The organism is Nocardioides ginkgobilobae (assembly GCF_054781275.1).
In genome coordinates this window covers 1-23,708 of record NZ_BAAGUS010000020.1, presented here as the reverse complement: position 1 = coordinate 23,708, position 23,708 = coordinate 1, and the positions used below count along the sequence as shown (strand labels likewise).

22 protein-coding genes, 1 pseudogene and 1 riboswitch are annotated in these 23,708 nt (G+C 73.0%); of the genes and pseudogenes, 8 read left to right on the top strand and 15 right to left on the bottom strand.

Going from position 1 to position 23,708, the window contains the following annotated elements:
• Positions 1-18: 18 nt before the first annotated feature.
• Both ACYVID_RS15965 and ACYVID_RS15960 read right to left on the bottom strand, forming a co-directional pair.
• Positions 19-1,038 (bottom strand): aldo/keto reductase, encoded by a 1,020-nt coding sequence (locus ACYVID_RS15965; RefSeq protein ID WP_460738716.1) that lies wholly within the window; start codon positions 1,036-1,038, stop codon positions 19-21.
• Positions 1,039-1,048: 10 nt separating this feature from the next.
• On the bottom strand, positions 1,049-2,152 hold the full coding sequence (locus tag ACYVID_RS15960; RefSeq protein WP_460738714.1) for a methyltransferase domain-containing protein: 1,104 nt from the start codon (positions 2,150-2,152) through the stop codon (positions 1,049-1,051).
• A 129-nt stretch (positions 2,153-2,281) separates the two neighbouring features.
• Between ACYVID_RS15960 and ACYVID_RS15955 the strand changes: the two genes are divergently transcribed.
• Positions 2,282-2,542 (top strand): GlsB/YeaQ/YmgE family stress response membrane protein, encoded by a 261-nt coding sequence (locus tag ACYVID_RS15955; RefSeq protein WP_460738712.1) that lies wholly within the window; start codon positions 2,282-2,284, stop codon positions 2,540-2,542.
• 21 nt (positions 2,543-2,563) lie between these two features.
• On the opposite strand, the gene ACYVID_RS15950 is transcribed toward ACYVID_RS15955, so the two are convergent.
• Entirely contained in the window at positions 2,564-5,923 is a 3,360-nt protein-coding gene (locus ACYVID_RS15950) for a DEAD/DEAH box helicase (protein ID WP_460738710.1), read from the bottom strand.
• Positions 5,924-6,174: 251 nt separating this feature from the next.
• Here ACYVID_RS15950 and ACYVID_RS15945 point away from each other — a divergent pair, with 251 nt between their 5' ends.
• The 3 genes from ACYVID_RS15945 (at position 6,175) to ACYVID_RS15935 (ending at position 7,905) form a co-directional block, all read left to right on the top strand.
• Positions 6,175-6,471, top strand: coding sequence for a hypothetical protein (locus ACYVID_RS15945; RefSeq protein ID WP_460738708.1), 297 nt, complete (start codon positions 6,175-6,177; stop codon positions 6,469-6,471).
• Positions 6,468-7,502 carry a hypothetical protein gene (locus ACYVID_RS15940; RefSeq protein WP_460738706.1) on the top strand — a complete coding sequence of 345 codons (1,035 nt, stop codon included), beginning with the start codon at positions 6,468-6,470 and terminating at the stop codon, positions 7,500-7,502. The genes ACYVID_RS15945 and ACYVID_RS15940 overlap by 4 nt, the downstream gene beginning before the upstream one ends.
• A gap of 166 nt (positions 7,503-7,668) precedes the next feature.
• On the top strand, positions 7,669-7,905 hold the full coding sequence (locus ACYVID_RS15935; RefSeq protein WP_460738705.1) for a hypothetical protein: 237 nt from the start codon (positions 7,669-7,671) through the stop codon (positions 7,903-7,905).
• Positions 7,906-7,934: 29 nt separating this feature from the next.
• Here ACYVID_RS15935 and ACYVID_RS15930 read toward each other — a convergent pair whose 3' ends face one another.
• From ACYVID_RS15930 to ACYVID_RS15885, 10 genes are all read right to left on the bottom strand, one after another.
• The gene (locus ACYVID_RS15930; protein WP_460738703.1) at positions 7,935-9,266 is read right to left on the bottom strand and encodes a TY-Chap domain-containing protein; all 1,332 of its coding nucleotides are present in this window, start codon (positions 9,264-9,266) and stop codon (positions 7,935-7,937) included.
• Between the two features lie 102 nt (positions 9,267-9,368).
• A complete protein-coding gene (locus ACYVID_RS15925) occupies positions 9,369-10,058 on the bottom strand; it encodes a hypothetical protein (RefSeq protein WP_460738701.1) in 690 nt (229 codons plus the stop codon).
• Positions 10,059-10,073: 15 nt separating this feature from the next.
• The gene (locus ACYVID_RS15920) at positions 10,074-11,210 is read right to left on the bottom strand and encodes a WXG100 family type VII secretion target (RefSeq protein WP_460738699.1); all 1,137 of its coding nucleotides are present in this window, start codon (positions 11,208-11,210) and stop codon (positions 10,074-10,076) included.
• Complete coding sequence (locus tag ACYVID_RS15915; protein WP_460738697.1) at positions 11,207-11,494, bottom strand: hypothetical protein; 288 nt, start codon at positions 11,492-11,494, stop codon at positions 11,207-11,209. The genes ACYVID_RS15920 and ACYVID_RS15915 overlap by 4 nt, the downstream gene beginning before the upstream one ends.
• Positions 11,491-11,877 (bottom strand): SAV_915 family protein, encoded by a 387-nt coding sequence (locus ACYVID_RS15910; protein ID WP_460738790.1) that lies wholly within the window; start codon positions 11,875-11,877, stop codon positions 11,491-11,493. The genes ACYVID_RS15915 and ACYVID_RS15910 overlap by 4 nt, the downstream gene beginning before the upstream one ends.
• An 84-nt stretch (positions 11,878-11,961) precedes the next feature.
• Positions 11,962-12,330 (bottom strand): DUF1622 domain-containing protein, encoded by a 369-nt coding sequence (locus tag ACYVID_RS15905; protein WP_460738695.1) that lies wholly within the window; start codon positions 12,328-12,330, stop codon positions 11,962-11,964.
• Between the two features lie 71 nt (positions 12,331-12,401).
• The gene (locus ACYVID_RS15900) at positions 12,402-13,343 is read right to left on the bottom strand and encodes an alpha/beta hydrolase fold domain-containing protein (protein ID WP_460738693.1); all 942 of its coding nucleotides are present in this window, start codon (positions 13,341-13,343) and stop codon (positions 12,402-12,404) included.
• Positions 13,344-13,457: 114 nt separating this feature from the next.
• Positions 13,458-15,782, bottom strand: a complete 2,325-nt coding sequence (locus ACYVID_RS15895; RefSeq protein WP_460738691.1) for a hypothetical protein — start codon at positions 15,780-15,782, stop codon at positions 13,458-13,460.
• Positions 15,783-15,916: 134 nt separating this feature from the next.
• Complete coding sequence (locus ACYVID_RS15890) at positions 15,917-16,810, bottom strand: sulfite exporter TauE/SafE family protein (RefSeq protein ID WP_460738689.1); 894 nt, start codon at positions 16,808-16,810, stop codon at positions 15,917-15,919.
• 145 nt (positions 16,811-16,955) lie between these two features.
• A complete protein-coding gene (locus ACYVID_RS15885) occupies positions 16,956-17,270 on the bottom strand; it encodes a DMT family transporter (protein WP_460738687.1) in 315 nt (104 codons plus the stop codon).
• A gap of 12 nt (positions 17,271-17,282) precedes the next feature.
• Positions 17,283-17,345, bottom strand: a riboswitch (guanidine-III (ykkC-III) riboswitch).
• Positions 17,346-17,545: 200 nt separating this feature from the next.
• Between ACYVID_RS15885 and ACYVID_RS15880 the strand changes: the two genes are divergently transcribed.
• The 4 genes from ACYVID_RS15880 (at position 17,546) to ACYVID_RS15865 (ending at position 22,472) form a co-directional block, all read left to right on the top strand.
• Positions 17,546-18,076: a DUF488 domain-containing protein gene (locus tag ACYVID_RS15880; RefSeq protein WP_460738685.1), complete on the top strand. Its 531-nt coding sequence runs from the start codon at positions 17,546-17,548 to the stop codon at positions 18,074-18,076.
• 63 nt (positions 18,077-18,139) lie between these two features.
• Positions 18,140-18,850, top strand: a complete 711-nt coding sequence (locus ACYVID_RS15875) for an enoyl-CoA hydratase/isomerase family protein (RefSeq protein ID WP_460738683.1) — start codon at positions 18,140-18,142, stop codon at positions 18,848-18,850.
• A gap of 22 nt (positions 18,851-18,872) precedes the next feature.
• Positions 18,873-19,244 (top strand): PH domain-containing protein, encoded by a 372-nt coding sequence (locus tag ACYVID_RS15870; RefSeq protein WP_460738681.1) that lies wholly within the window; start codon positions 18,873-18,875, stop codon positions 19,242-19,244.
• Between the two features lie 147 nt (positions 19,245-19,391).
• The gene (locus ACYVID_RS15865) at positions 19,392-22,472 is read left to right on the top strand and encodes a DUF3427 domain-containing protein (protein ID WP_460738679.1); all 3,081 of its coding nucleotides are present in this window, start codon (positions 19,392-19,394) and stop codon (positions 22,470-22,472) included.
• Positions 22,473-22,531: 59 nt separating this feature from the next.
• Here the strand turns inward: ACYVID_RS15865 and ACYVID_RS15860 are convergent, their stop codons facing one another.
• Complete coding sequence (locus tag ACYVID_RS15860) at positions 22,532-23,386, bottom strand: M10 family metallopeptidase domain-containing protein (RefSeq protein WP_460738677.1); 855 nt, start codon at positions 23,384-23,386, stop codon at positions 22,532-22,534.
• Between the two features lie 190 nt (positions 23,387-23,576).
• Positions 23,577-23,708, bottom strand: a pseudogene (locus ACYVID_RS15855) (IS481 family transposase); the annotation flags it as partial.

The window sequence follows — 23,708 nt, the reverse complement described above, 5'->3', positions numbered from 1 at the left end:
GCACCCGGGTCGACGGGGTCACCAGCGGCTGTGGACCTGCTCACGCAGCCGGCGGTCGTAGAGCTCCTGCACACCGCTGAGCAGCGCCGGCGAGAGGGCCGGCAACGAGCCTGCCGCAGCGTTGGCCCGCGCCTGCTCGGGGTTGCGGGCGCCCGGGATCACCGAGGTCACGCCGTCGGCCTGGGCGCACCAGGCCAGCGCCACCTGGGCGGGGGTCGCGCCCTCGGGACCGTGCTCGCGCACGAGGGCGGAGAACTCCCGGGCCGCGTCGACACCGGTGCGGTAGTCGACCCCGGAGAAGGTCTCGCCGACGTCGAAGGCGCTGCCGTCGCGGTTGTAGTGGCGGTGGTCGTCCTCGGCGAAGGAGGTGTCCTCGTCGTACCTCCCGCTCAGCAGGCCCGAGGCCAGCGGCACCCGCGCGAGGATGCCGACGCCCGCGGCCCGGGCCGCGGGCAGGACCTGCTCGAGCGGCTTGAGCCGGAAGGCGTTGAGGATGATCTGCACGCTGGCGCAACCGGGGCGGGCGATCGCGGCCAGCGCCTGGTCGCAGGTCTCGACCGAGACGCCGTAGGCAGCGACCGCCCCGTCGGCGACCAGGGTGTCGAGGGCCTCCCAGGTGGCGTCATCGGTGATCGTCTCCGAGGGCGGGCAGTGCAGCTGCACCAGGTCGAGGGTGTCGACGCCGAGGTTGCGTCGCGAGCGGTCGGTCCACTCGCGGAAGTGCTCGAGGCGGTAGTTCTCGGGCACCTGGTCCACGCGCCGGCCCATCTTGGTGGCCACGGTCACGCCGTGGTCGGCACCCCGGTCCCGGAGGAAGGAGCCGATCAGCTGCTCGCTGCGCCCATCGCCGTACACGTCGGCGGTGTCCAGCAGCGTCACCCCGGAGTCGACGGCCGCCTCCAGGACCGCGCGGGCGTCGGACTCGCTCACCTCGCCCCAGTCGGCGCCCAGCTGCCAGGTGCCGAGGCCGATGGCCGACACGGTGCGGCCGGTGCTTCCGAGGGTGCGCTGGTCCATGCCCGAGTCGTGTGCTGCCATGCGGTCGACGCTACCGACGGCGCAGGAGCACCAGCACCTCGTGGTGGGTGGTCTGGGGGAACATGTCCAGCACCCGCACCCGCTCCACGGCGTAGGACGGCATCGCCGCGAGGTCGCGGGCCAGCGACCCGCTGTGGCAGCTGGAGTAGAGCAGGTGCGGCACCCCGGAGCCCTCCACCCACCGGCTGAGGTCGGGGCCGAGACCGCGGCGGGGCGGGTTCACGACCAGCAGGTTGGGACGGCCCGCCTGACCCTGTGCCCACGCCACGGCGTCGCCGGCCACGAACTCGGCCCGCAGGTCGGCCAGGGCGGCCGCGCGCTGCGCACCCCGCACCGCCTCCTCGCTGATCTCGACGCCGGTGACCGCGCGCCCCTCCCCCGCCAGGTGCAGCGCGAACCCGCCGACCCCGCTGTAGAGGTCCCACACCTCGCCCAGCCCCAGGCCCACCACCCACCGCCGGGCGGTGGCGTAGAGCTCGGTCGCCACGAGCGTGTTGGTCTGGAAGAACGACTGCGGCCGCAGCTGCAGCACGACGGCCTCCGCGCCCGGAACCCCGAGCCGCATCGGCAGCGTCTCCTGGCTGGTCAGCACCAGCTCCTGCGGCCCCTCGAGCACCGCCTTGTGCTCGGGCTGGATGTTGGCCGAGGCGACCGCGACCGGCAGCGCGTCGAGCAGCGCGGGCAGGTGCTTGCGCAGCCGGGGCAGCGCCTCGGTCGAGCGCAGCACCCAGCGCACCATCAGCTGGCCGTCCGGCGACACGGTCACCACCAGGTGCTTGAGCTCGCCCCGCCGCGCGGGCACGTCGTACGGCGTCAGGCCGGCCTGCCGGACGTGGTCGGCCAGCACCGGCAGGGCTGCGTGCAGGCCGGGCTCGTGGAGGCCGCAGTGCCGCAGGTCGACACCGTCCCCCAGCGGACCCAGGATGCCCAGCGTCGCCTCCTCGACGCTGCCGGCGACCACCATCTTGGCCTTGTTGCGGAAGCCCTGCTCGAGGCTGGCGGCGGGGTCCTCCCACACCGCGTGCGCCACGGCGGCGCCGTCGCCGACGGCCTCGAGGACCTCGCGGGTGGCGGAGGTCTTGCGAGCCAGCTGCTCGGTGTACGGCTCGCCCATCCACGTGCACGATCGGCACGCGCCCGCCTCGAAGTACCCGCACCTCACCGGGCCATCATCGCCGCCGCGACCCTCCGGTCGCGCGCGCGGGTGGTCCGCGCCGGGGACGCCCCGCGTAGCGTCGGGTCCATGCAGATCCTCGGACTCCTGTTCATCGGCATGGTCATCGGCGTGCTCGCGCGTCTCATCAAGCCCGGCCGCCAGGCCCTGGGCATCCTCGGCACACTGGGCCTCGGGGTCGTGGGCGCGCTGATCGGCGGCGTGCTCGCGAGCCTCATCGGCACCGGCGACATCTGGGAGCTGGACTTCCTCGGCTTCGTCTTCGCCGTCATCGCGGCCGTGCTCCTCGTCGGCACCGCCGAGGCCGTCGTGGGCAAGAAGAAGGTCTGAGCACTCGGCCCGGACCCAGGGTCAGGCTCCGAAGAGCGCCCGCACGTCGTCGGCGGTGACCGCGCCCGACAGCGCCCCGTCGCCGTCGACGACCTGCTGGAACAGCGCGGCCTTGCGCGCCTTCAGCTCCATGACCTTCTCCTCTATCGTGTCGGTGGCGACCAGCCGGTAGACGTGCACCGGTCGCTGCTGGCCGATCCGGTGGGCGCGGTCGACGGCCTGCGCCTCGACCGCGGGGTTCCACCAGGGGTCGAGGACGAACACGTAGTCGGCCTCGGTCAGGGTCAGCCCGACCCCGCCGGCCTTGAGGCTGATGAGGAAGACCGGGGCGTCGCCGGTGCGGAACTCCTCCAGCACCGCGGCCCGGTCGCGGGTGCTGCCGTCGAGGTAGGTCGAGGCGATGCCCTCGACCTCCAGGCGCGCGCGGACCCTCGTGAGGAAGCCGGTGAACTGGCTGAACACCAGCGCCCGGTGCCCCTCGGCGGCCAGCTCGTGCAGGTGGTCGACGAGCACGTCGGTCTTGGCCGAGCCGATCCCCTCGTGCGCCGTGTCGACCAGGGCCGGGTCGAGGCTGAGCTGGCGCAGCCGGGTCAGAGCGCCGAAGATCGCGATCCGGTTGCGCTCGAAGTCCTCCACCAGCCCCAGCACCTCCTGCCGCTCGCGCTGGAGGTGGGCGTCGTAGACCTTGCGGTGCTTGGTCTCCAGCGCCACCTCGAGCACCTGCTCCTGCTTGGGCGGCAGGTCGGCGGCGACCAGCTCCTTGGTGCGGCGCAGCAGGAAGGGCCGGATGCGCCGACGGAAGCGGGCCAGCGCCTCGGCGTCGCCGCGCTTCTCGACCGGGTTCACCACCTGCTCCACGAACGCCCTCGGCCACGGGTAGAGACCCGGCGTCACGATCGAGAGCAGCGACCACAGCTCCATCAGCCGGTTCTCGAAGGGGGTGCCGGTCAACCCGAGCCGGAACGGCACGTCGAGGGAGCGCACCGCCTTGTAGGTCTTGCCCTGGTGGTTCTTGACCTGGTGCGCCTCGTCCAGCACCAGCCCGCCCCACTCGAGCGCCGCATAGGCCTCGGCCTCCAGACGCAGCAGCGTGTACGACGTCACCAGCACGTCGACGCCCTCCGCCTCCTCCGCGATCGTGGTGCCGCGCTTGCGCGCCGTGCCGGTCACCGCGCGCACCCGCAGCCCGGGCACGTGGCGGGCCGCCTCGGAGACCCAGCCCGGCACCACGCTGGTCGGCGCCACGACGAGGAACCGGCCCGAGCCGCGTGCCGTGGCGTGGCGGACCAGGGCCAGGGTCTGCAGCGTCTTGCCCAGCCCCATGTCGTCGGCGAGCACCCCGCCCAGGCCGCTCTCCCACAGGAAGGCCAGCCAGCGGAAGCCGTCGAGCTGGTAGGGCCGCAGCGCGCTGGTCAGCCCGGTCGGCTCGACCTGCGGGAGCTCGGCGAGGTCGCGCAGCGCCCGTGCCGAGCGCACCCACTGCGCGGCCTGACGGTCCACGATCCCGAGCTCGGCCAGCTCGCCCCAGCTGCCGAGGTCGTGGTGGGACACGCGGAGGCGGCCGTCCTCCTTCGGGCTCGGGACGATCTCCCCCGCGGCCCGCACCGTCTCGGCCAGCCGGGTCAGGGCCGGGTGGTCGGTGCGCACGTAGCGCCCGCTGGGCAGGAACACCACCTCGTGCTCGAGGGTCAGCGCCTCGAGGACCGTGGCCAGCGGCACCTGCTCGTCGTCGACCTCGATCACCACCTCGAGGTCGAGCCAGTCGGTGGGGCCGTCCGCGTCAGGTCCGTCGTCCTCGGTCCGCTCGACCACCTCGAAGCGGATCTGCGGGTCCTCGACCGCCTCGCGGTAGTCCGGCCGCGATCCGTGCTCCTCCACCAGCACCGCACCGCCGGCCTCCAGCCCGGGCAGCACCCGGTGGACGAAGGTCAGCACGTCGCCGCGGCCCAGCAGCACGTCGGCCAGCAGCGGCGAGCCCGCCCCGGCGCGACGCAGCAGCCGGTGGCCGTGCTCGTCGAGGTCGAGCGACGCCAGGACCGCGCGCTCGGCGGCCGGGTCGCGCAGGTCGTCGAGGGTGTCCTCGGCGTGCAGGCCGCACTCCCGGGTGCGGCCTGCCGCCGCGTAGCGCCAGTGCCAGGACAGGCCGACCCGGTCGGCGGCGCGCCAGGTGACCCCGAGCACGAGCCGCGGCACCGGGACCTCCGGCAGCGCCACGGACTCGTCGCTGGAGACGACCGGCGCCCTGCGCCGCAGCCGCGGGAGGTACGCCGAGCGGAACCGCTCACGGTCCGCCGCGGGCACCCGCACCGGCTCGGGCTGGTCGGCGAGGCGGCGTACGGCATGGGTGGGGCGGTGGGACAGCGGTGCGAGCCGGGCCGTCCAGCGACCGCGGCCCTCCTGGGCGGGCTCGACCAGCAGCACCCCGTGGCCGGGCTCGCCGTAGACCCGCAACCGGCTGCCGGGCGGGCGCTCGCGGCCGCGCACCACCACCTCGACGAGCGTCTCCTCGCCGACGTCGCGCACGTCGAGGTCGAGCGCGACCTCCTCGTCGAGGACGAGCGAGTGCAGGGGTGCGACCGGCACGACGACCAGGCCGGACTCGCGCACGCGGCGCAGCAACGGCCACAGCGCGGAGCCGAGGTCGGCCACGTCGAGTCCGTCACCGGCCCGGGCGTAGTGCGCACTCATGCTGCGCAGGTCGCGCAGCTCGTGGAGCACCGCGACCTGCTCGGCGTCGAAGCGACCGGAGAAGCGCAGCGACGGCACGTCGTTCCAGGTGGCGCCGGTCTTGACCCAGTTGTCCCGGGCTCCGCGACGCAGCGGGCGGAGGAGCACCGTCGGGGGCAGGACGTAGCCCCGCCCCGGGCCCACCGGGTCGGGTGCCCGAAGCTCGACCTGCAGGGCCAGCGGTGACGGTTCTCCCACGGCGGAGCCCCGCGGGTCGGCCAGGGCCCCGTCGAGCAGCTGGCCCCAGCTCGGCGGTGCTGGCGCGACGGGCGGCGGTGGGCGCCAGGCGGGCACCAGGTCCGGCACCCGGGCGACCGGAGGCCGGCCCGGGACCGGCCGGTCCTCGCGGGCGTCGCGGGCGTCGCGCGCGGTCAGCAGGACGGCGACCACGTGCTTGCAGTTCCACCCCACCGGGCACGAGCACTCACCGTCGACCCGGGGGCGACTGGCGGAGCCGTGCACCGTGATCCCGACGAGGTAGTCGTGCGTGCCCGCGACCTGGCCGTCGAGGTGCAGCAGGTCGCCGTCCTCCTCGAGGCCGACCTCGTGGACGTGGCCCGCAGCGGCGTACTGCCGCCCGCGGCTCCAGCTGCCCCCGTCGAACTCGCGCGCCAGCACGGCGTCGTCGAGCAGGGCGAAGGTGGCGAGGTCCATGGGCGTCCCGGGGTCCTGGGTGGTCGGGCAGGTGCGTCCGGAGCAGTCTGCCCGCTCGGACCCCCCTCCGCGTCCTCCCCTCCACAGCACGGCCTCCGGCGTCCCGGCGGTCGCGCCAGGGCCCGCCAGTCGTCCACCGGCCCACCGTCGAGCAGTTGTCCACAGGCCGCCGCCGACCCGGTGGCGGCCGTCCCGACCTCCGCGCAGACTGCTCCGCATCGTCGCCCACACATCTCGGGAGGTGTCGACCCATGACGGAGCTGCGCATCGGAGCCGACCTGGAGAGCCAGGTCGCCGCACGCCACCACGCCGCCGCGGAGGAGCTGTCCGCACTCCCCGGCTTTCCCGTGCTCGGTCCAGGACCGGGCACGCTGGCCATGCTGAAGATCTTCGCCGCGGTCCTCCAGGGCTCCGACGGCCTGGCGGCGACGAACGCGGTGACCGCGGACGCGGTGCGCCAGGTCGCGCACACGGTGCGGGAGACCGACGCGGAGGTGGGACGTCGGCTCGAGCGCGTCCTCCCCGACCTGGGTCCGGTGGTCCCGTGAGCTTCTCGCTGACGAGCGCCGGCTCGCCCGACGTCCCCCGCGCGGCCGAGGGCTGGCTGCGCTCGACCGGCGTGGACGCGCTCGATGCGTGCGCTGACGAGGTCGTCGCCGCGCGCGACCGGGCCCTCTCGCAGCTCGTGGGGTCGAGCGGTCTGGCCTACTCCCTCCACGTCGGGCAGCTGCTGCACCACCTGGAGGGGCTGCGGTCCCGGTTCGTGCGCGCCGCCGACCTCTTCGGCTCGTACGCCGATCGGCTGGTCGCCCACGAGGCGCTGCTCGCCGGCGTGCGCGCCCGGGCGCTCGCCGCCGGCCTGGAGGTCGCGGGCGACCTCGTGCTCCCGCCGCCGGACCCGTCCGACCTGGTCGCCGGGAGGACCTGGTCGGACCTCGCCGGTCTCGTCGCCGACGAGCAGCACGACCTGCTCGCCTGGGTGTCGACCCACCTCGAGGGCGCGGTGGAGTCGTTCACGGACGAGTCGCTCCTGGACTGGGTGCGCGGCTTCGTCGCGAGCTACCACTCGACACTGATCAGCGCCGGCAGCGAGGGCCTGCTGACCAAGGCGGGACAGCTGGCGACCCGGTACGCCGACGACCTGACGCGGCTCGGCCGGTTGCCGGGTCCGATCGGCCTGGCCTACGACGCGGTCACGGCCCTGGAGGGCGACAGGCCGGCCGAGGGCCTCGTCGTGGCCGGTGTCGGCTTCGCCACGGCGGCGGTCGCCGTGGCGACCCTGCCCGTCACGGTCCCGACCGCGGCGGTCGCCGGGGTGACGGTGCTCGCCACTGTGGGTGGGGCGCTCGCCGCGCAGAAGGCCTGGGACCGGATGCCCGACGAGGCCACCGATGCCCTCGACGCGGCTGTCGAGGACGCGCGGGACGCCACGCTCGACGTCATCGCCGACGGGTGGGACGTCACCACCGACCTCGCCTCCGACCGGTGGCCCGAGATGACCCACCTGGCCTCCGAGGCAACGAAGGAGGCGACCGACCTCGTCTCGGCCGGCATCGACGAGGTCCGCTCGTGGGGCTGAGGCTCGCGCCCGACGCGTGCCGGCGCCAGCGTGACGAGCCTGCGGGGCCTCCACGTCCGCCGTGCGCCCGAGGACACCGTCACAGCACTCACGCGACGGGCGGCTCGAGCCACCCCACCGCCCGGTCGGCGGGAGTGACGCGCACGACCGCGGGTACAGGACGCCCATGACCTCCGACGAGACGACCGGTCCGGGCACGGACCACCAGGGCCAGGGCCAGGAGCACGACGAGCGGCGCGACCACGAGCGGGCCGTGAGCCGGGCCGACTCGGTCCCGGAGGAGTCGGCCGCGGGAGCCGACGATCCCGAACGCCAGGCCGAGGCCGTGCTGGCCGACTCCGACGAGCGGGTCGAGGACCCCGCCGGGACCCGGGCGGACAGCACCCAAACCCTGGGCCCCTGACCCCCTCCTGATCCGCTGCCGGTGCGGGATCAGCCCGCGTCGGACTCGAACAGGTCCGGTTCGTCGCCGATCAGCAGGCTCTGGACCGTCGGCCGGGGAGCGACCCGCCGTCGGGCCCGCCGTCGGGCGTCGGCGACTCGGTCGGGCTCGTCGACGATCCAGCGCAGGCCCGCGCGGAGCGCGTCGAGCAGACCGTCCAGGTCGTCGGTGAGGACCGCCAGCCGGCCCTGGCGCAGCCCGACCAGGCGGCGTACGAGCGCGCCGCGGTCGTGGCCGAAGACCGCCGCGACCACGCGTGGCTGGACCGGCCCGTCGACCAGCAGCTCAGCCACGACGGCGAGCTGCTCGTCGAGCTCGACCTCGGCCTGGCCCGGTGCAGGAGCCTCGGCCGGCTCCTCCTCCAGGAACCGCCGACCGCCCATGAGCACCGCCGCCTCGACCGCGACCTCGTCGATCTCGACCGCGAGCCGGGCCAGCCAGGCCACGAGGTGCTGCGGCACGAAGGGCATGGCGCACAGCTCGTGGTGGACGACCAGCCGGTCTCCGCTCAGCCGCACGGCCAGCCACGGGAGCCGGCCGCTGACCAGGTCGAGCGCGGCCTGGCCACCGTCGGGCAGCGTGGCGTCGACGACGAGCACGGAGAACAGGTGGACCGCAGGCCGCTCCTCGTCGACGTGGACGTAGGCCAGCGAGGCCTCGCCGCAGGTCCACAGCAGGTCGCCGTCCTCGTCGTCGTCGACCTCCTCCCCCAGGGCCTCCACGGTCTCGCGGACCAGTCGCGCGAGGTGCTCGGCGTCGTCGGGACGGACGACCGGGAGAGCGTCGACGGCCGCGCGCTGCTCCGCCAGGTCGCGGGCGTCCCGCGGTCGCGGCGGCAGCGGGCGTCGCGCCCGCAGCCCGTCGAGGTCGAGGGCGCTGGAGTCGAGGAAGGCCGGGTGGACGACGGCGTACACCTCGCGCAGCGTCCGGACCAGCAGCCAGGCCCCGCGCTCGAGGTCGTGCGGCGGCAGGTCGAGGTGCCAGTTGGCGGAGCCGTCCGCCCCTTCCTCGCCGGGCAGGTACGTCGGCGGCGACCAGCCCAGGGCGCGCAGCGTGTCCTCGGCCCCCTCGTCGAGACGGTGCGCACGGTCGAGGTAGCCGTTGCTCACGGCCTCCAGGCGCCACCCGTCAGCACTGCCGGGGAGCCGGGAGACCATGACGTACGGACCGGGTCCGTCCTCGGTCTCCGCGACCTGGGCGGAGACGACCAGCGTCTCGCGCGGCTCCATGCCGGCCACGTGGTCGGCCAGCCTGCGGCGCAGCTCGCGCCATGCCTCCTCGACGCCCGGCACCCCGGACGTCCCCGAGCCCTCGACACCCACCGCAGACCTCCCGACCGGCGACCACGACGGCCACCTGGGCCCAGGGTAAGGACGGGCACCGACAGTCCGCGTCGGTCGGCGAGAGCGGTCCGGACCGTCCGGTCAGCTAGGTCGGTCGGGGCGCCGCCGCAGCTCCTCGATGATCTGCTCGGCCGGCACGTCGAAGGCCGTCGCCGGGATGACCGCCCCCTTGGTGGCGCCGCCACGCAGGTCGATCTCCACCCCGGCCGGGTGCCGCGGGTGGACGAGCCCACCACGGACGTCGCGGCGGCGGTAGGTGACGTCGGTGCGGTAGCCGCGGTAGCGCACGGTCTCCGGTCCGATCTCCAGGCGCCACCGGTGCAGGCGTCCGGTGAGCAGCCGCACGAGGTCGGGGAGCATGCCGACCGCGCCGACGACGGTCAGGAAGGCGGCTCCGGGAGCCTCGATCGCGTCGAAGTCGGTGACGGCGACGTACGCCCACAGGACCGCCGTCACGGTGATGGCCGCCCACGCGACGAGCAGCGCGACGACCGTGAGACGCGGCCCCTCCAGGACGCGGGTGCCGTCGGGCCGGACCGGCAGCTCGCGGGGGCGACGTGGTCGGGCGAGGGCGGAGACGGCCGCGACCAGGCCGGCTCCCGTGGTCAGCGCGAACGTCCAGGCCGAGGGGACCAGGGGACCCGAGGAGAAGACGCCGAGGCCGACGGCACCCACTGTGAGGACGCCGAGGAAGGTGCAGACCGTGGCCGTGTACCACCGCGGGATGAGCCGGACCGCGGTGGCTCCGGCCGTCACCTGCCGGGTCACCACGGGGTCACCACGGGGTCACCACGGGGTCACCGAGTCCCACGCGTCACCGACCGCGTCGGTCGCGTCGTCCCACGCGTCCCCGACGGCCTCGGTGGTGCTGTCCCAGGCGTCACCCACGGTGTCGGTGATGTCGTCCCAGTTGTCGTAGACCTCCCCGACCAGCCAGGACGCGCCGGCCGCGACGGCTCCCGCGCCCACGACCACGACGATGGCCGGCGCCGAGATGACGCCCGCGGCGACGAGCGCCGCCGCTCCGACCCCGACAGCGATGCTGGTGCCGGTGGTGAGGGCCGCGCGCGTCCAGTCGCCGGTCTCCATCCCGTCCCGGATCCCGAAGCCGATGTCGATGAGGAAGCCGCCGGGCCCGGCGAGGAACCGGCCGAAGCGGCCGAAGCGGCCGGCATTGTCCAGCAGGTCGTCGAGGGTCGCGCGACCGGCGGGGGTGTCCGCCTGGCCGCGCACGGCCGGGTTGCCGGAGACGCGGCTGCGGCGGCGGAACTCCCGGGCGGCGGCGCGGTAGTCCTCCGCCTTGCGCAGCATCCGGTCCCCGGCGACGCCGGCTCCGGCGCCCGCGGCGAAGTTCGGGAAGAGGTCGACCATCGTGCCGAAGAGCGTGGCGCTGCCGTCCTTCTCCCGGGCGTTGGCCACGTCTCCCGGCATCTCGGCGTCGACCCACTCGGTGAACCGGCGGTACTCGTCGGCCGCCTCGGTGACCAGGGTGTTCCACAGCTCGATGCGGGTGACGGCCCGCTGGGCGTCGCTCTCGGCCTGCGAGCCCGGCTCGAAGGGGCCCATCGGCGCCGGGGCGGGCGGGTGGATGATCGTCCCGTCGACGACCAGCCCTCCGGCGCTGGCACGGGAGCGGATGCCGGTCATCGCCGTCTCGAGGGTGCGGAGCTTCGCGGCGTAGTCCTCCAGCGCGCCGGCCGCGCGCTTGACCCGGGCCTCGTGCTTGTCGGCCATGTCGACGACCTCGTGGGTCATCGCCTGGTACGACGAGGCGCTCTCGCCCTCCCAGGACCCGCGAGCGGTGTTGCGGGCCGACTGCGTGTGGTCGGCCGCGTCGGCGACCTTGGTCGCGAGGGTGTCGCGCAGCCAGGTCGCGGCAGCGGTCACGGCGGCCGGGTCGCCCTCGACCTCGGTGTCGATCACGGGACCAGGGCCTTCATCTCGTCGAACTGCGCACCGACCTCGTCGTCGGTGAGCCCGATGCTGTCGGCGACGTCACGCACGAGCCGGGCGACCCCGACATTGATCACCGCGACCTCGCCGGCGGTCTCGCTGACCGCGGCGATGATGTCGGCGACGTACGCCGCGCCGTAGCCGGCGTCCACGCTCGCGGGCGCGCTGTCGGCAGCCGCATCGATGGCCTCGGCGGCCGCGTCGTGCTTGCCGGCCACCGACTCGGCGGTCCCGGGGTCCAGACGCAGCGTCATCGGGCTGCCGCCCGGTGCCGCATCGCCTGTGCCGCCTCCGGGCCGGGCCGGAACGACTCCGGGACCGCGACGTCGAGCAGCTTGAGGTCGAAGTGCTTGGACTCCCGGATCGTCCCGATCCTGCGGCTCTCGAAGAGCAGCCAGGGCTGGTGCTCGCCCCACGCGTCGATGAACCGGTCGAGGGCGGTGTAGGCGAGCAGCGCGACCCGGCCGTCCTGGAGCTTGATCATCTTGATGTCGCTCACCTGGCCGTCGGCGTCGGTGTCCACCGGCAGGTAGACCACCGGCGGTGCCGACAGGGAGCCGGTGCCGACATGCTCCACCGGCTCGGTCGCCTCGCTGACCCCGGCCCGCTGCCCGGCGCCCCTCCCGGACTGGTTCATGTCGCTCACGGTCGAGGACCGTACCCCCCGCGCGGCACCGGCAATCCCGGTCGCGGGACCGCGCCGACGGGCGCCACGCGCGCCTCAGGGACGGGCTGCGTCCTGCGCCTGCTGCTCCTCGCGGATCTCCCGGGCCAGGAAGAAGTTGAGTGCCGTGCGGATCGCCGCCACGGCGGCGAGCTTCCCCAGCTCCTCGAAGCTCGGGGCCACCGCGGTCGTGAGGATGTCCGCGGCGAGCTGGAACTCCAGGCCGAGGGCGAGGAACCTGCCCAACACCAGCCGCACCGAGCTGAAGCCGCGCGAGCCCTGCCGCGGCGCTACCCGCGCCAGCTGGACCACCGCGACGACCACCCCGACCACGATGACCGCCACGCCGACGGCCTCGACGACCCGCACGACCTGGTCGACGACCTCGCGCAGACCCTCCTCGGGCAGGACCTCCAGTGCTTCCATGCCCGCCCGGTGCCCGCGCGCGCCGGCGGCACACCCACCGCCTCGGGTGGGGCGGGCCGCCTCAGCCCGCCTCAGTCCGCTGCGGCCCGCGCGGCCTGCCTGGCCCGGCGCCGTACGACGTCCCGCAGCCGCCGCCGGGTGCGCCGGCCCTCCGGGATCGCCCGCGTCATCCAGACGTGGAACATCGCGGTGACCTCGTGGACCTGCACCAGCACGTCGGTCCGCTCGGCCCGCTCCGCGAGCTCGTCGACGGCCGGGCGCAGGATGTCGCGATCCCCGATGAACACGTCGACCGCCGGCAGCCCCTCCAGGTCGAGGTGCACCGGGCTCACCCGCGGGTCGGCGACGTCGAGGTCGCCTGCCCAGGAGCGGCCGGCGGCCCGCAGGCCGGACTCGGCGAGCATCGGGTCGCTGGCCTCCAGCCGCCGGACCTCCTCGGTCCGCACGGTCAGGGTCGCGTCCAGCCACGGGGACAGGGCGACCACCCCGGCCAGGGGGCGACGGCGGTCGTGGGCGAGCCTGGCCAGCACGAGCACGAGGGCACCACCGGCGGAGTCGCCCATGAGGAGCGTCGGCAGCTCCGGCGACTCCTCGAGCAGGTCGAGGAGACGGGCCTGCACCTCGGAGGCGTGCGCGCCGGGCGCGAGCGGGTACGCCGGGACCAGCACCTCTGCCGGCGTACGAGCCAGGGAGCGCAGGAGCCGCCAGTAGTCCGGGGTGAGCGGGTGCACGTAGCCGCCGCCGTGGAGGTAGACCACCCGCGCCACGGGCGCTCGGCCCCGGGGGTGCAGCCGCCACACGGTCATCCCGTCGTGGTCCTCGGTGACCACGCGCGAGTGCAGCCGGGTCCACCGACCCGGTGGCGCGTCCCCCTGCCGCTGCCGCTCACGAGCAGCGCGCAGCGTGTGCTCGGCGCCCTCGAACGCGGTCTTGTCGCGGCGCGCCCACATGCCCCTCATGTAGAGCACGGTCCAGGGATGGCGGCGCCGACGGTCGACGTCCCAGGTCAGCACGAGCAGCCCTTCGTCCGAGTGCGGGGTCTGCTCCGACGGTAGGCCCGCGCGCCCACCCGCCCGGGTGGCGCGGCGGCTCGGGTGGTCCCGGCCGGCGGGGTCCGGTCGAGGTCCTCAGCAGCGGCGCTGGACCCGCTCGACCCCCTCGCCGAGCTCGATCCGCTCGGTCCCGCGGGGGCCGTCGAGCAGCACGACCGCCGGCCCGTCGGAGGTCACCTGGAGGGTCCCGCAGGTCCACCTCGCACGGGCCAGGTCGACGGTGACGCGGGAGACGTTGGTCAGCCCGAGGGTGAGCACGTCGGAGATCGGGAGGGCCGGGCCGGGTCGCCAGGTGGTCTCCTGCAGCAGCGCCGGCAAGGGTGACACCACCGGGGTCGGGCCGGAGGTCACGACCTCCACGTCGGTGCCGGGCAGCGCCTCGGAGACCGCCTGGACCCGGGCGAGCGAGCCGGGCGAGGAGTCGCGGGCGGCAAGGCCGCGCAACCAGTACGCCGTGGTCGCGCCGATCCCGAGGGCGGGCCGGGTCAGGTGCGGTCGCCAGGTGAAGTCGACCTGGCGCGGGTCGCGCTCGACCGTCGGGCGGCCGAGGCCGTCGAGGACGGTGGTGAACCGGTCCTGGGTGGCGAAGACCAGGTGGTCCTCGGCGGGATAGCGGACGAAGCGGTGGCGCAGCCCCAGGTCGGAGAACCGGGAGACCTGCTGCTCCACGGAGGGGAACGGGACGAGCTGGTCCAAGGTGCCCTGCCCGATCCGGAACGGGACGTGCAGGGCGTTGCCGACCAGGTCGTAGGCGGTGCCGTCGGTGGTGCAGCGGCCACCGAAGGCCGGGTTGACGATCTGGTCGCCGTCCAGCGAGACGCCGCACTGCGGCGGGCCGGCGAGGGAGACGACCTCGGCGTAGAGGTCGGGGTGGGCCAGGCCGAGGTGGTAGCCGGCCCACCCACCCATCGAGTAGCCGGTCATCACGGTGCGCCGCGGGTCGAGGGTGAACCCGTCGGCCAAGGCACGCCAGACCTGCCAGTAGTCGACCTCGGCCTCGTCGAAGTACCAGCCGTCGGGGCCACGACCGAGCGTGCCGGCGCAGATCGAGTCGCGGTCCTCGCACAGAGCCTGCAGCAGCTGCGGGTCGTAGGCGCCGTACTGGTTGTGGTTGACGCTCAGCGAGTGCAGCGTCCAGGTCAGCGGGGTCGCCTCTCCGCGACGGTAGGAGGTCGGGACGTAGACGGAGTACGGCTGGACCGGGGACAGGACGTTGGGTGCGCCGTCACCGGTGACCTCGGTGGTCGGGTTGGGCAGGACGCCCTCGCCGAGGTCGAGGCGGGAGAGGTACCACCGGTTGCTGTAGCCGCGGACCAGCGGCTCGGCCGTCCGCCGCTTCGTGGCGAGGTCGCGCCACCTCACGACGTGGCTGAAGGGCGAGGCGTCGCCCGCGGCGAGCGCGTCGGCCTGGGCGTCCTCCATCCAGAAGTTGCCGGTGACGTAGCGCGCCAGGCCGCCGGCGCCGAGCTGCCCGGTCACCGGGTTGCCGGCCGCGAGCGCCTCCATCGCCGCGACCAGCCCCGCGGTCTGGCTGTCGCGGACGACCGGTGTCTCCTGGTCGGGGGTGCGGAAGGCGAGGTTGAACACGTGCGGCAGGCCGGGCGGCAGCGGCGCGCCCCCCGTCATCGTCGGCGCGGCCATGGCCTCGCCGGTCGCGTCGGCCAGCCCAGCCCCGAGCCGGACGCGCCAGGAGCCCCGCGCCGGGAGGAGCCGCTTCGGGACGCGCAGGACGAACGAGCGCGTCTGCTCGTCGACGGTGAGGCGGCCCCCGCGCTCGAGGACGTCGACGACCAGGCCGCGACGCGGGTTGTGCAGCCACGCCCCGCGGCTGGACACGACCAGCGCTCGGTCCAGCCCCGGCGAGGTGACGCCCGCCGCGGCGGGCCACTCGTCCTTGCCGGTGCTGAGGTCGCGGTCGGTGTCGAGGGCCCACACGGCGATCGGCACGTCCGGGTCGGCCAAGGTCGTCCAGTCGACCCGCCAGTACGTCGCCCGGCGGTCGGCCCCCACGGCGGCCACGAACACGTCGGCCCCGTTGCCCGCGGCCTCGGTCGGCTGCGCGTAGACGCCTTGCTCGGGCGCGAGCAGCGCCAGGTTGTCCAGGCTCATGCCGCTCGGGATCGCCGCCCCGTGGTCGTCGTAGACGAAGTCGGTCCAGTAGGACGCCCCGCCGTGCAGCCGTCCGGTGCCGGAGGTCCGGCTGATCCGCTGTGCGAAGGGCCAGCCGTCCGGCGTGGCCAGCTGCGGTTCGGGGAGCGTCGCGGCGGCGGGTACGCCGTCGGGCAGGTCGGACGGGACGTCCCTCGCGGGGGTCGGCGCGGCCTGGGCGGGCAGCAGCCCGATCGCCCCGGTGACGAGGGCGGCGGAGCAGGCGAGGGTGGCGAGACGTCGTACGAGCACGGAGGTCCAACGCGGCAGCGTGACGGCCGTTACTCCCCCGGCCGGATCGTGCCGCTGGCCGGGCAGACCCCCACCGCTGGTCGAGGTGCGAGGAGCGCCGGCGTCGAGCCACGAGACCCCGCCGACAGACGACCTCAGACCGTGGCCGACTCCTCCACGACCGCGGCACGCTCGGCCTTCTCCCGACCCCAGGCCTTGAAGGCGACCTGGGCGACGAGGACGAGCCAGCCGACCATGAGCGCGACGTCGAGGCCCAACGGCAGGTCGGTGAACGCCGCGACGACCGTGATGCTGTTGACCAGGATGATCAGGCCGCCGACCATCACGCCCATCGGGGCGTGCGGCAGCCGGCCGGCGAGGCGGGCGGCGATCGGGGCGACGATGACGCCACCGATGACCAGGCCGAGCACGGGGATCCAGGGGATGTCCTGGTGGGCGGCGCCGGTGATGAAGCCCAGCGAGACCGAGACGGCGACGGCGAACTCCGCCGCGTTGGTGGTGCCGACGACCTTGCGCGGCTCGTGCGAGGTGACGGTCATGAGGCTCGGGGTGACGACCGGGCCCCAGCCGCCACCGCCCGTGGCGTCGACGAAGCCGCCGAGCAGGCCGATGGGGCTGAGCCACTTCGCGGTGTGGCCGCTCTTGGGCGTCGGGATGATCCGCAGCCCGAAGCCGAAGCGCACGAGGATGACGAGGCCGAAGAAGAGCAGCAGCCCGGCCATCCCGGACTTGGCGGCCTCGAGGCTGATCGAGGTGAGGACGACGGCGCCGAGGAAACCACCGATCGCGCCGGGGATGGCGACGCGCAGGAAGACGGCCTTGTCGACGTTGCCGACCCGCCAGTGCGAGAGACCGGAGATGAGCGTCGTCGGCAGCTTGGCGGCGTGGGTCGCCGCGCTGGCGGTCGCCGGGGCGACGCCGAGGGCGAGCAGGACGGTGGCCGAGGTGACGCCGAAGCCCATCCCGAGCGTGCCGTCGACGAGCTGTGCCAGGCCTCCGGCCAGTGCGAACGCTGCGACCAACCACATGGTGCGACTCCTCAAAGCCATCTGTCACGAGTGAGTCGTCAAACTAACCTAAATTAGTCGGCTTTGAAAAGTTGGCTAGTCATCCGCGCGTCGCTGCGCGGAAGTCGGCGCCGTACCGCGCGCCCGCCGACCCCGGTCCGAGCGGTCAGTGCACGAGCTTGAGCCCGGCCACGCAGCCGATCAGGCCGAGCAGGAGCAGGACCTTGACCGCGGTCACCTGCTCCTCCCCCGCGACCATGCCGACGAGCACGGTCCCGGTGGCGCCGATGCCGACCCACACGGCGTACGACGTGCCGACCGGCAGGGAGCGCATGGCGTACGCGAGCCCGGCCATGCTCACCGTCAGTGCGCCTGCGAAGACCATCGACGGACCGAGCCGGGTGAAACCGTCGGACCTGCCGAGGGCCACCGCCCACACGGCCTCGAACAGACCCGAGACGACCAGCACCAACCACGCCATGACGGACTCCTCCGTGGCCGTCTTGTCGCTGTCCGGGTACGGCTCCCTCGTCCGGTGGGCTCGCTGGGCCCACACGTGACGCTACCTGCGTGCGCCCCGGACCTGCAGGACGTGGCCAGATCGACCGCGCTGCGCGGGCGGCACGGCGCACCCGCCCGCCACGAGCAGCAGGACGCGTCCGGATCGTAGGCTCGCGAGGACGACCGAGACGGTCGGCGAGGGCCGGCCAGGGAGGGGTGGACGAGGTGGGCGAGGCCGCGACCACACCGTGCGCGGTGCTCACCGGAGGTCACGGCACCCTCGACCGTGCCGGGCTGGCCGAGCTGCTGCGCACCGCGGGGGTGCAGCACGTCGTCGACGTACGCCGCTACCCCGGGAGCCGTCGCAACCCGGACGTGTCGCGCGACGCGATGGGCGCCTGGCTGCCGACCGAGGGGATCGCCTACACGTGGGAGGAGCGACTCGGCGGCCGGCGACGTGTCCCCGCCGACCAGGCCGGGGCCGACGACTGGTGGCGGGTCGAGTCCTTTCGCGCCTACGCCGCCCACACCCGCACCGAGGAGTTCCGCGACGGACTCGCCGCGCTGCGCGAGGTCGCGGCTCGCAGCAGGACGCTGGTGATGTGCAGCGAGTCGGTGTGGTGGCGCTGTCACCGTCGCCTGGTCGCCGACGCTCTCGTGCTGCTGCACGACGTCCCGGTCGAGCACCTCGCCCACGACGGTCGGCGTACGCCGCACGAGCCATCGGCGGGAGCACGGGTCGGGCCGGACGGCCTGCGCTACCAGGCTACGGCTGCTGGTGGATGAGCGGTCCGCCGGCGATGGACTGCCGAGCTCCGTCTGCGGCGGCTCCTGCCACACTCTTGGCCCATGAGCCTGCTCCGTGAGCGCACCGGCGGCGTCGAGGTCCTGCGGCTGGACCGCCCCGAGAAGCGCAACGCCCTGGACACGGCCACGATCCGCGCGTTGGTCGACGCCCTCACGTCCGTCCGGGAGGATGACGAGGTGCGCGTGGTCGTCCTCTCGACCACCTCGACGGCCGGCCTGTGCGCGGGCGCCGACGTCGGCGAGCAGCTCGACGACGCCGGCGGCGTCGCCCGGATGGAGGCCTTCGCCGCGCTCTACGAAGCCGTCGAACTCGTCCCCGTCCCGACCATCGCCGTCTGCGTCGGCAGCTGTGTCGGCGCCGGCGCCGAGATCGCCGCCGGGTGCGACCTGCGCGTCGCCGGTGACAACCTCAAGCTGGCCTGGGCCGGCGCCCGCCTCGGCGTCCCCGTCGGCCCCGCCCGGCTGACCCAGCTCGTCGGCCTCTCCCGCGCCAAGGAGCTCGTCTACACCGGGCGTCCGATCGGCGGCGAGGAGGCCGTCGCCCTCGGACTCGCCACCCGGGTCGTGCCCGCCGACGAGGCCGAGGCCGCCGCACTCGAGCTCGCCCGCGCTCTCTGTGCCCAGTCGGCCCCTGGACTGCGAACGCTCAAGACGATGTTCCGCGACCTCGAGGGCACCACTGCCCGGATCGCGCACGAGAACGAGCTGCTCGTCGACTTCCAGCGGCACGGGGCGGGGCTGCCGCAGGGTTGAGGAGTTCTTTACTCTGCGACGCATGGAAACCTCTGCCATCACCTCGTGGACTCTTGCGCAAGAGATCCCGATCCCCGCCGACGTCACGCCCCTCCTGGTCCAAGGTGAGCAGGCTGTTGCAGCCTTCAAGACCTTCCGCGACAGCGCCGTCTTCACCACGCAAAGGCTGATCGTTCGCGACGCGCAGGGCATCACCGGCAAGAAGGTGGAGATCTATTCCTTGCCCTACAGCGTCATCAACATGTGGTCCTCGGAAAACGCTGGCACCTTCGACTTCAACTCCGAGATCGAGCTCTGGACGCGAGCCGGCCACATCAAGATCAAGCTCGCGAAGGGCGCCGATGTACGCCGCATCGACAGCCTGATCGCGTGGGCGGTTCTCAAGTCTCAGTAACGGCAACCAGAGGCTGGCCCCGATGACCGCAACCGTCACCGGGTGATCGACGCGTTGCCACGGGCTTCGCCTCTACCTTCGCCTGACTCTTTGCTGCTCGCGGCGAAGTGCCGGATATTGCGGCCACTGTCCGACAAGCTGTGAGCGATGAGTGAGCACCTCCCCCACGGCCTCTACGAGTCCGTCCTCGACACAACGTTGGAGAGACGGCTTGAGTTGCTCTTCGATCTCGAGACCGACATCGGGTCGGTGGATCCGGCTGAGCACTCGCACGTGCTCACCCGGCATCTCGCGGCGGCTGTGCGGCATCGGCTGGAGTCAGAGAGGGACCCCGTTCGCAAGCTCGAGCTCGCCAACACAATCCTGCAGTTCGTCCGCGACGCGAGCCCCCGGGTCGAGCCGCCGTTGCGGCAGCTGCAGGCCATTCGCCGGCCCGCAGGACCTGGCGAGATCGTCCGTTACAACAATCGCCCGAAGACGCCGCTCAACGACGCTTCGCTCCTCACCAATGCGCATGGTGAGCCGTCGCTCGCATCGGAGCTCAAGGCGGAGATCGACTCCGCCGACACCGTCGATCTTCTGTGCGCCTTTGTGATGTGGCGAGGCTTGCGCCTGCTCGAGGAGCCGCTGCGACAAGCCGCGAAGGCTGGCGTACCGATCCGCGTCATCACCACGACCTACATCGGCGGCACTGAGCGCGAGGCCCTCGACAGGCTCGTCCGCGAGTTCGGCGCCGAGGTGCGGGTGCAGTACAACGCAGCCCGTACCCGCCTCCATGCCAAGGCGTGGCTCTTCCGCCGCGATACCGGTTTCGACACCGCGTACGTTGGCTCCTCGAATCTGTCCACCAGTGCCCTGCTCGACGGCGTGGAGTGGAACGTGAGATTGTCCGCGACGGCGACCCCGGATCTGTTGTCGAAGTTCGAGGCGACATTCGACTCGTACTGGAACAGCAACGATTTCGAGCGCTACGACCCCGACCTCGATCGGGACCGTCTCGACGATGCGCTGGCCGACGCCCGCGGAGCGCGCAGCGGTCCTCGGGTCACGCTGTCGATCTCCGGCCTCGAGGTAACGCCGTTCCCCTACCAGCAGGAGATCCTCGACGCCGTCGAGGCCGAGCGCATCGTGCACGACCGACACCGCAACCTCATTGTCGCCGCCACAGGCACCGGCAAGACCGTCATCGCCGCCCTCGACTACCGACGGCTGTGTGCGGACGACAGGCGGCCCCGGCTGCTCTTCATCGCCCACAGGCGGGAGATCCTGGAGCAGTCACAGCGCACCTACCGCGAGGTGTTGGCCGACGGCGCCTTCGGCGAGTTGTACGTCGACGGCAAACGCCCCGAGCGCTGGCAGCACGTCTTCGCCAGCGTCCAGTCGCTGACGTCGTACGGCATCGAGTCGATACCCCGCAACGCCTTCGACATCGTCGTCATCGACGAGTTTCACCATGCGGAGGCCCGCACCTATCGACGCATCATCGACCACCTGCGTCCGATCGAGCTGCTGGGGCTCACGGCGACACCGGAGCGCACTGACGGCACCGACGTACGCCGGTTCTTCGACGGCCGCACGGCTGCGGAGCTCCGTCTCTGGGACGCACTGGGCGCCGACCTGCTCTGCCCGTTCCACTACTTCGTCGCCGCCGACGGCACCGACCTGCGGCAGCTCAGTTGGACGCGCGGCCGTTACGACGAGGGGGAGCTCGAAAACCTCTTCACAGGCAATGACGCGCGGGCCCGCATCGTGCTGCGCGAACTCCGCGACAAGGTCGCCGACGTCGGCGCCATGCGGGCGCTGGGCTTCTGCGTCAGCGTGGCGCACGCCGAGTACATGGCACGGGTCTTTCGCGACGCGGGCATCCCGGCACTCGCGGTCAGTGGTGAGACGCGGCGCGAGGACCGTGCCGACGCCCTCCGTGCGCTGCGGGAGCGCGAGGTCAACATCCTCTTCGCCGCCGACCTGTTCAACGAGGGCCTCGACATCCCGAGCGTCGACACGGTCCTGTTCCTGCGTCCCACCGAGAGCTCCACGGTCTTCCTTCAGCAGCTGGGCCGAGGACTCCGCCGGACTCGCGACAAGGCGGTGCTCACCGTGCTCGACTTCGTCGGCTTCCACCGCAAGGAGTTCCGCTTCGACAGCAAGCTCCGGGCCCTGACCGGCACCCGGCGGACCGACCTAGTGCGCGCGGTCAAGGACGGGTTCCCGTTCCTTCCCCCCGGCTGCTCCATCCAGATGGACCGGCAGGCGCAGGAGATCGTCCTGGACAACGTGCGCTCGCAGATCTCCAATCGCTGGGCGCAGATCGTCAGCGAGCTGCGCCTGACCGGCGACGTGCCGCTGGCCGACTTCCTCGACACATCGGGCGTGGCACTGAGTGACGTGTTGCGCCGAGGCAGCCACTCCTGGACACGCTTGCGCCGCGACGCAGGCCTTCCCGCCCCCACTGGATCTGCACTCGAGGACGCGCTGCTGCGCCGGGTCCGCGCCTTCGCGCACGTCGACGACCCTGATCGGGCCGCGGCGTACCGCCGCATCCTCGACGACCGGACTCTCGGCTACGACCAACTCAGCGCCCAGGACCAGGCTTTCGCCCGGATGCTCTTCTTCTCGCTCTGGAACGACGGCGGTGGCCACGCAGATGTCGCTGCAGGCCTGGACGCCCTTCGCCAGGAGGTGGCCACCCGTCGGGAGATCGCCGCCGTCGTCGACATCTCCTTCAGCGCTGCCCGTCACGTCTCGGTCGCGCTCGAAGGGCCCCTGAGCCGTACGCCGCTGCGCGTGCACGCGCAGTACCAGCGCGAGGAGATCCTCGCGGCACTCGAGTTCCCCCGCATGCCGAACAGCTTCCGCGAGGGCGTCTGGTACTCCCCCGAACTCAACACCGACGTCTTCTTCGTGACCCTCAAGAAGTCCGAGGCGGACTACTCACCGACCACGATGTACCGCGACTACCCGATCTCCCCGACGCTCTTCCACTGGGAGTCGCAGTCCACGACCTCAGTCGCCTCGAAGACCGGCCAGCGCTATCTGTCGGGCGCCAGCACCGTCCTGCTGTTCGTCCGACACGAGGCCAAGGACGAGTTCGGCACCTCGCCCTACCTGTTCCTCGGCCCCGCTCACTACGTCAGCCACACCGGGGACAAGCCCATCGCCATCACCTGGAAACTGGAGCACGCGATGCCAACCGACCTCTTCACGCTGGCCACGGCGGTGGCTCAATAGATCGAACCGCGGTCTCCAGGTCCGGCTGCTGACCACGAGGTGCGCGCGGCCTGCGCTTATCAGCAGTCGACGCTGCCGATCCTCGCGAGACCCTCGCGGTCTCCGGGGCCGTAGGTGGTGGCGCCGACGTTGTCGGCGTACATCAGCTCGCGCGGGTCGTCGACGTGGCCGAGGCCCACGAGGTGAGCCAGCTCGTGGTCCACGATCGCCTGCGCGAACGGCTGCTCCTCCGGCTCGAACGAGGCGAAGACGTCACGGTCGAGAACGATCCGGCCGGTCCCGTAGCGCAGGTTGCCGGGTTGGCCGACGGCCACACTGCCGCCGATGCCGGCGACGTCACCGGCAAGGTCCGGGACCTCGTCCTCGGTGGCCCAAGCGATGAGGACGGGCTCGCGGCGCGGGAACGGGCCGGTCATGACGTCGCGCTTCTCGGTGAGCCCGACACGCTCGAACCTCAAGCCGGTCGCGGCGCTGGTGCGTTCGAGGCCGGTGTCGACAAGCTCGTCGTAGTTGTCCGGGGCACCTTCAGGATTGACCAGCACCTCGATCGGACGGCACGGGTCGTAGCCGACCGGCTCGTCGCTGCCGCGCTGGGTCTGCAGGAACGAGAAGCTGCCCTCACCGCGCGGCACGTCGGGTACGGCGGCGAGGCGGTCGTCGTCGAAGCCGACCAGGCGGCGGAGCTGACGCATGTTGTCGGCCGGGGACATCGCGACGATCGTCCCGACGATCAGTGCCGTGATCAGCAGGCCCGGCAGGACGGGACCGCTCGAGCGGCGAGCCTTGTTCGACCTGCGCGCCGGCCCGGACGTCGGCATCGCCCCCAGGCCGAACTCTTGGTCGAGGCGATCGAGCTCGGCCATCCGGCGCTCGAGGTAGCGAGCGTTGCGGCGACGCCGCAGACGATCACGCATCAGCCCGAGTCCCCTTCGCCCGCATACGACAAGCCCCGACTATCTGTTGTCGAGGCTCGAGAGAACGGTAAAGGACCTCCTGCGTCGGAGCGGCGGAAACGGTATCGATGCCCAGTCGGACGAGCCCGACCGGAGGTCCACCGTCGAAGCAGGTTCGACGTAGGACCTCCAGTCTTTGCCCGGGGAGGCCCTAGCTGTTCTGTCCACGCAGGTTGGGTACGAGGTCGGCCGGTGACTTGCCACCGAGTGCGGTGTGACCGCGGTGGTGATTGTAGGTGTGGAGCCAGTCGGTGAAGCTGGCTGCTCGTTCTGACTCGGAGCC

Coding starts and splice junctions, on each gene's coding strand:
- ACYVID_RS15965 (WP_460738716.1), bottom strand. CDS start 1,038: ATGGCAGCACACGACTCGGGCATGGACCAGCGCACCCTCGGAAGCACC.
- ACYVID_RS15960 (WP_460738714.1), bottom strand. CDS start 2,152: ATGGGCGAGCCGTACACCGAGCAGCTGGCTCGCAAGACCTCCGCCACC.
- ACYVID_RS15955 (WP_460738712.1), top strand. CDS start 2,282: ATGCAGATCCTCGGACTCCTGTTCATCGGCATGGTCATCGGCGTGCTC.
- ACYVID_RS15950 (WP_460738710.1), bottom strand. CDS start 5,923: ATGGACCTCGCCACCTTCGCCCTGCTCGACGACGCCGTGCTGGCGCGC.
- ACYVID_RS15945 (WP_460738708.1), top strand. CDS start 6,175: ATGACGGAGCTGCGCATCGGAGCCGACCTGGAGAGCCAGGTCGCCGCA.
- ACYVID_RS15935 (WP_460738705.1), top strand. CDS start 7,669: ATGACCTCCGACGAGACGACCGGTCCGGGCACGGACCACCAGGGCCAG.
- ACYVID_RS15915 (WP_460738697.1), bottom strand. CDS start 11,494: ATGACGCTGCGTCTGGACCCCGGGACCGCCGAGTCGGTGGCCGGCAAG.
- ACYVID_RS15910 (WP_460738790.1), bottom strand. CDS start 11,877: ATGAACCAGTCCGGGAGGGGCGCCGGGCAGCGGGCCGGGGTCAGCGAG.
- ACYVID_RS15905 (WP_460738695.1), bottom strand. CDS start 12,330: ATGGAAGCACTGGAGGTCCTGCCCGAGGAGGGTCTGCGCGAGGTCGTC.
- ACYVID_RS15890 (WP_460738689.1), bottom strand. CDS start 16,810: ATGTGGTTGGTCGCAGCGTTCGCACTGGCCGGAGGCCTGGCACAGCTC.
- ACYVID_RS15885 (WP_460738687.1), bottom strand. CDS start 17,270: ATGGCGTGGTTGGTGCTGGTCGTCTCGGGTCTGTTCGAGGCCGTGTGG.
- ACYVID_RS15875 (WP_460738683.1), top strand. CDS start 18,140: ATGAGCCTGCTCCGTGAGCGCACCGGCGGCGTCGAGGTCCTGCGGCTG.
- ACYVID_RS15870 (WP_460738681.1), top strand. CDS start 18,873: ATGGAAACCTCTGCCATCACCTCGTGGACTCTTGCGCAAGAGATCCCG.
- ACYVID_RS15865 (WP_460738679.1), top strand. CDS start 19,392: ATGAGTGAGCACCTCCCCCACGGCCTCTACGAGTCCGTCCTCGACACA.
- ACYVID_RS15860 (WP_460738677.1), bottom strand. CDS start 23,386: ATGCGTGATCGTCTGCGGCGTCGCCGCAACGCTCGCTACCTCGAGCGC.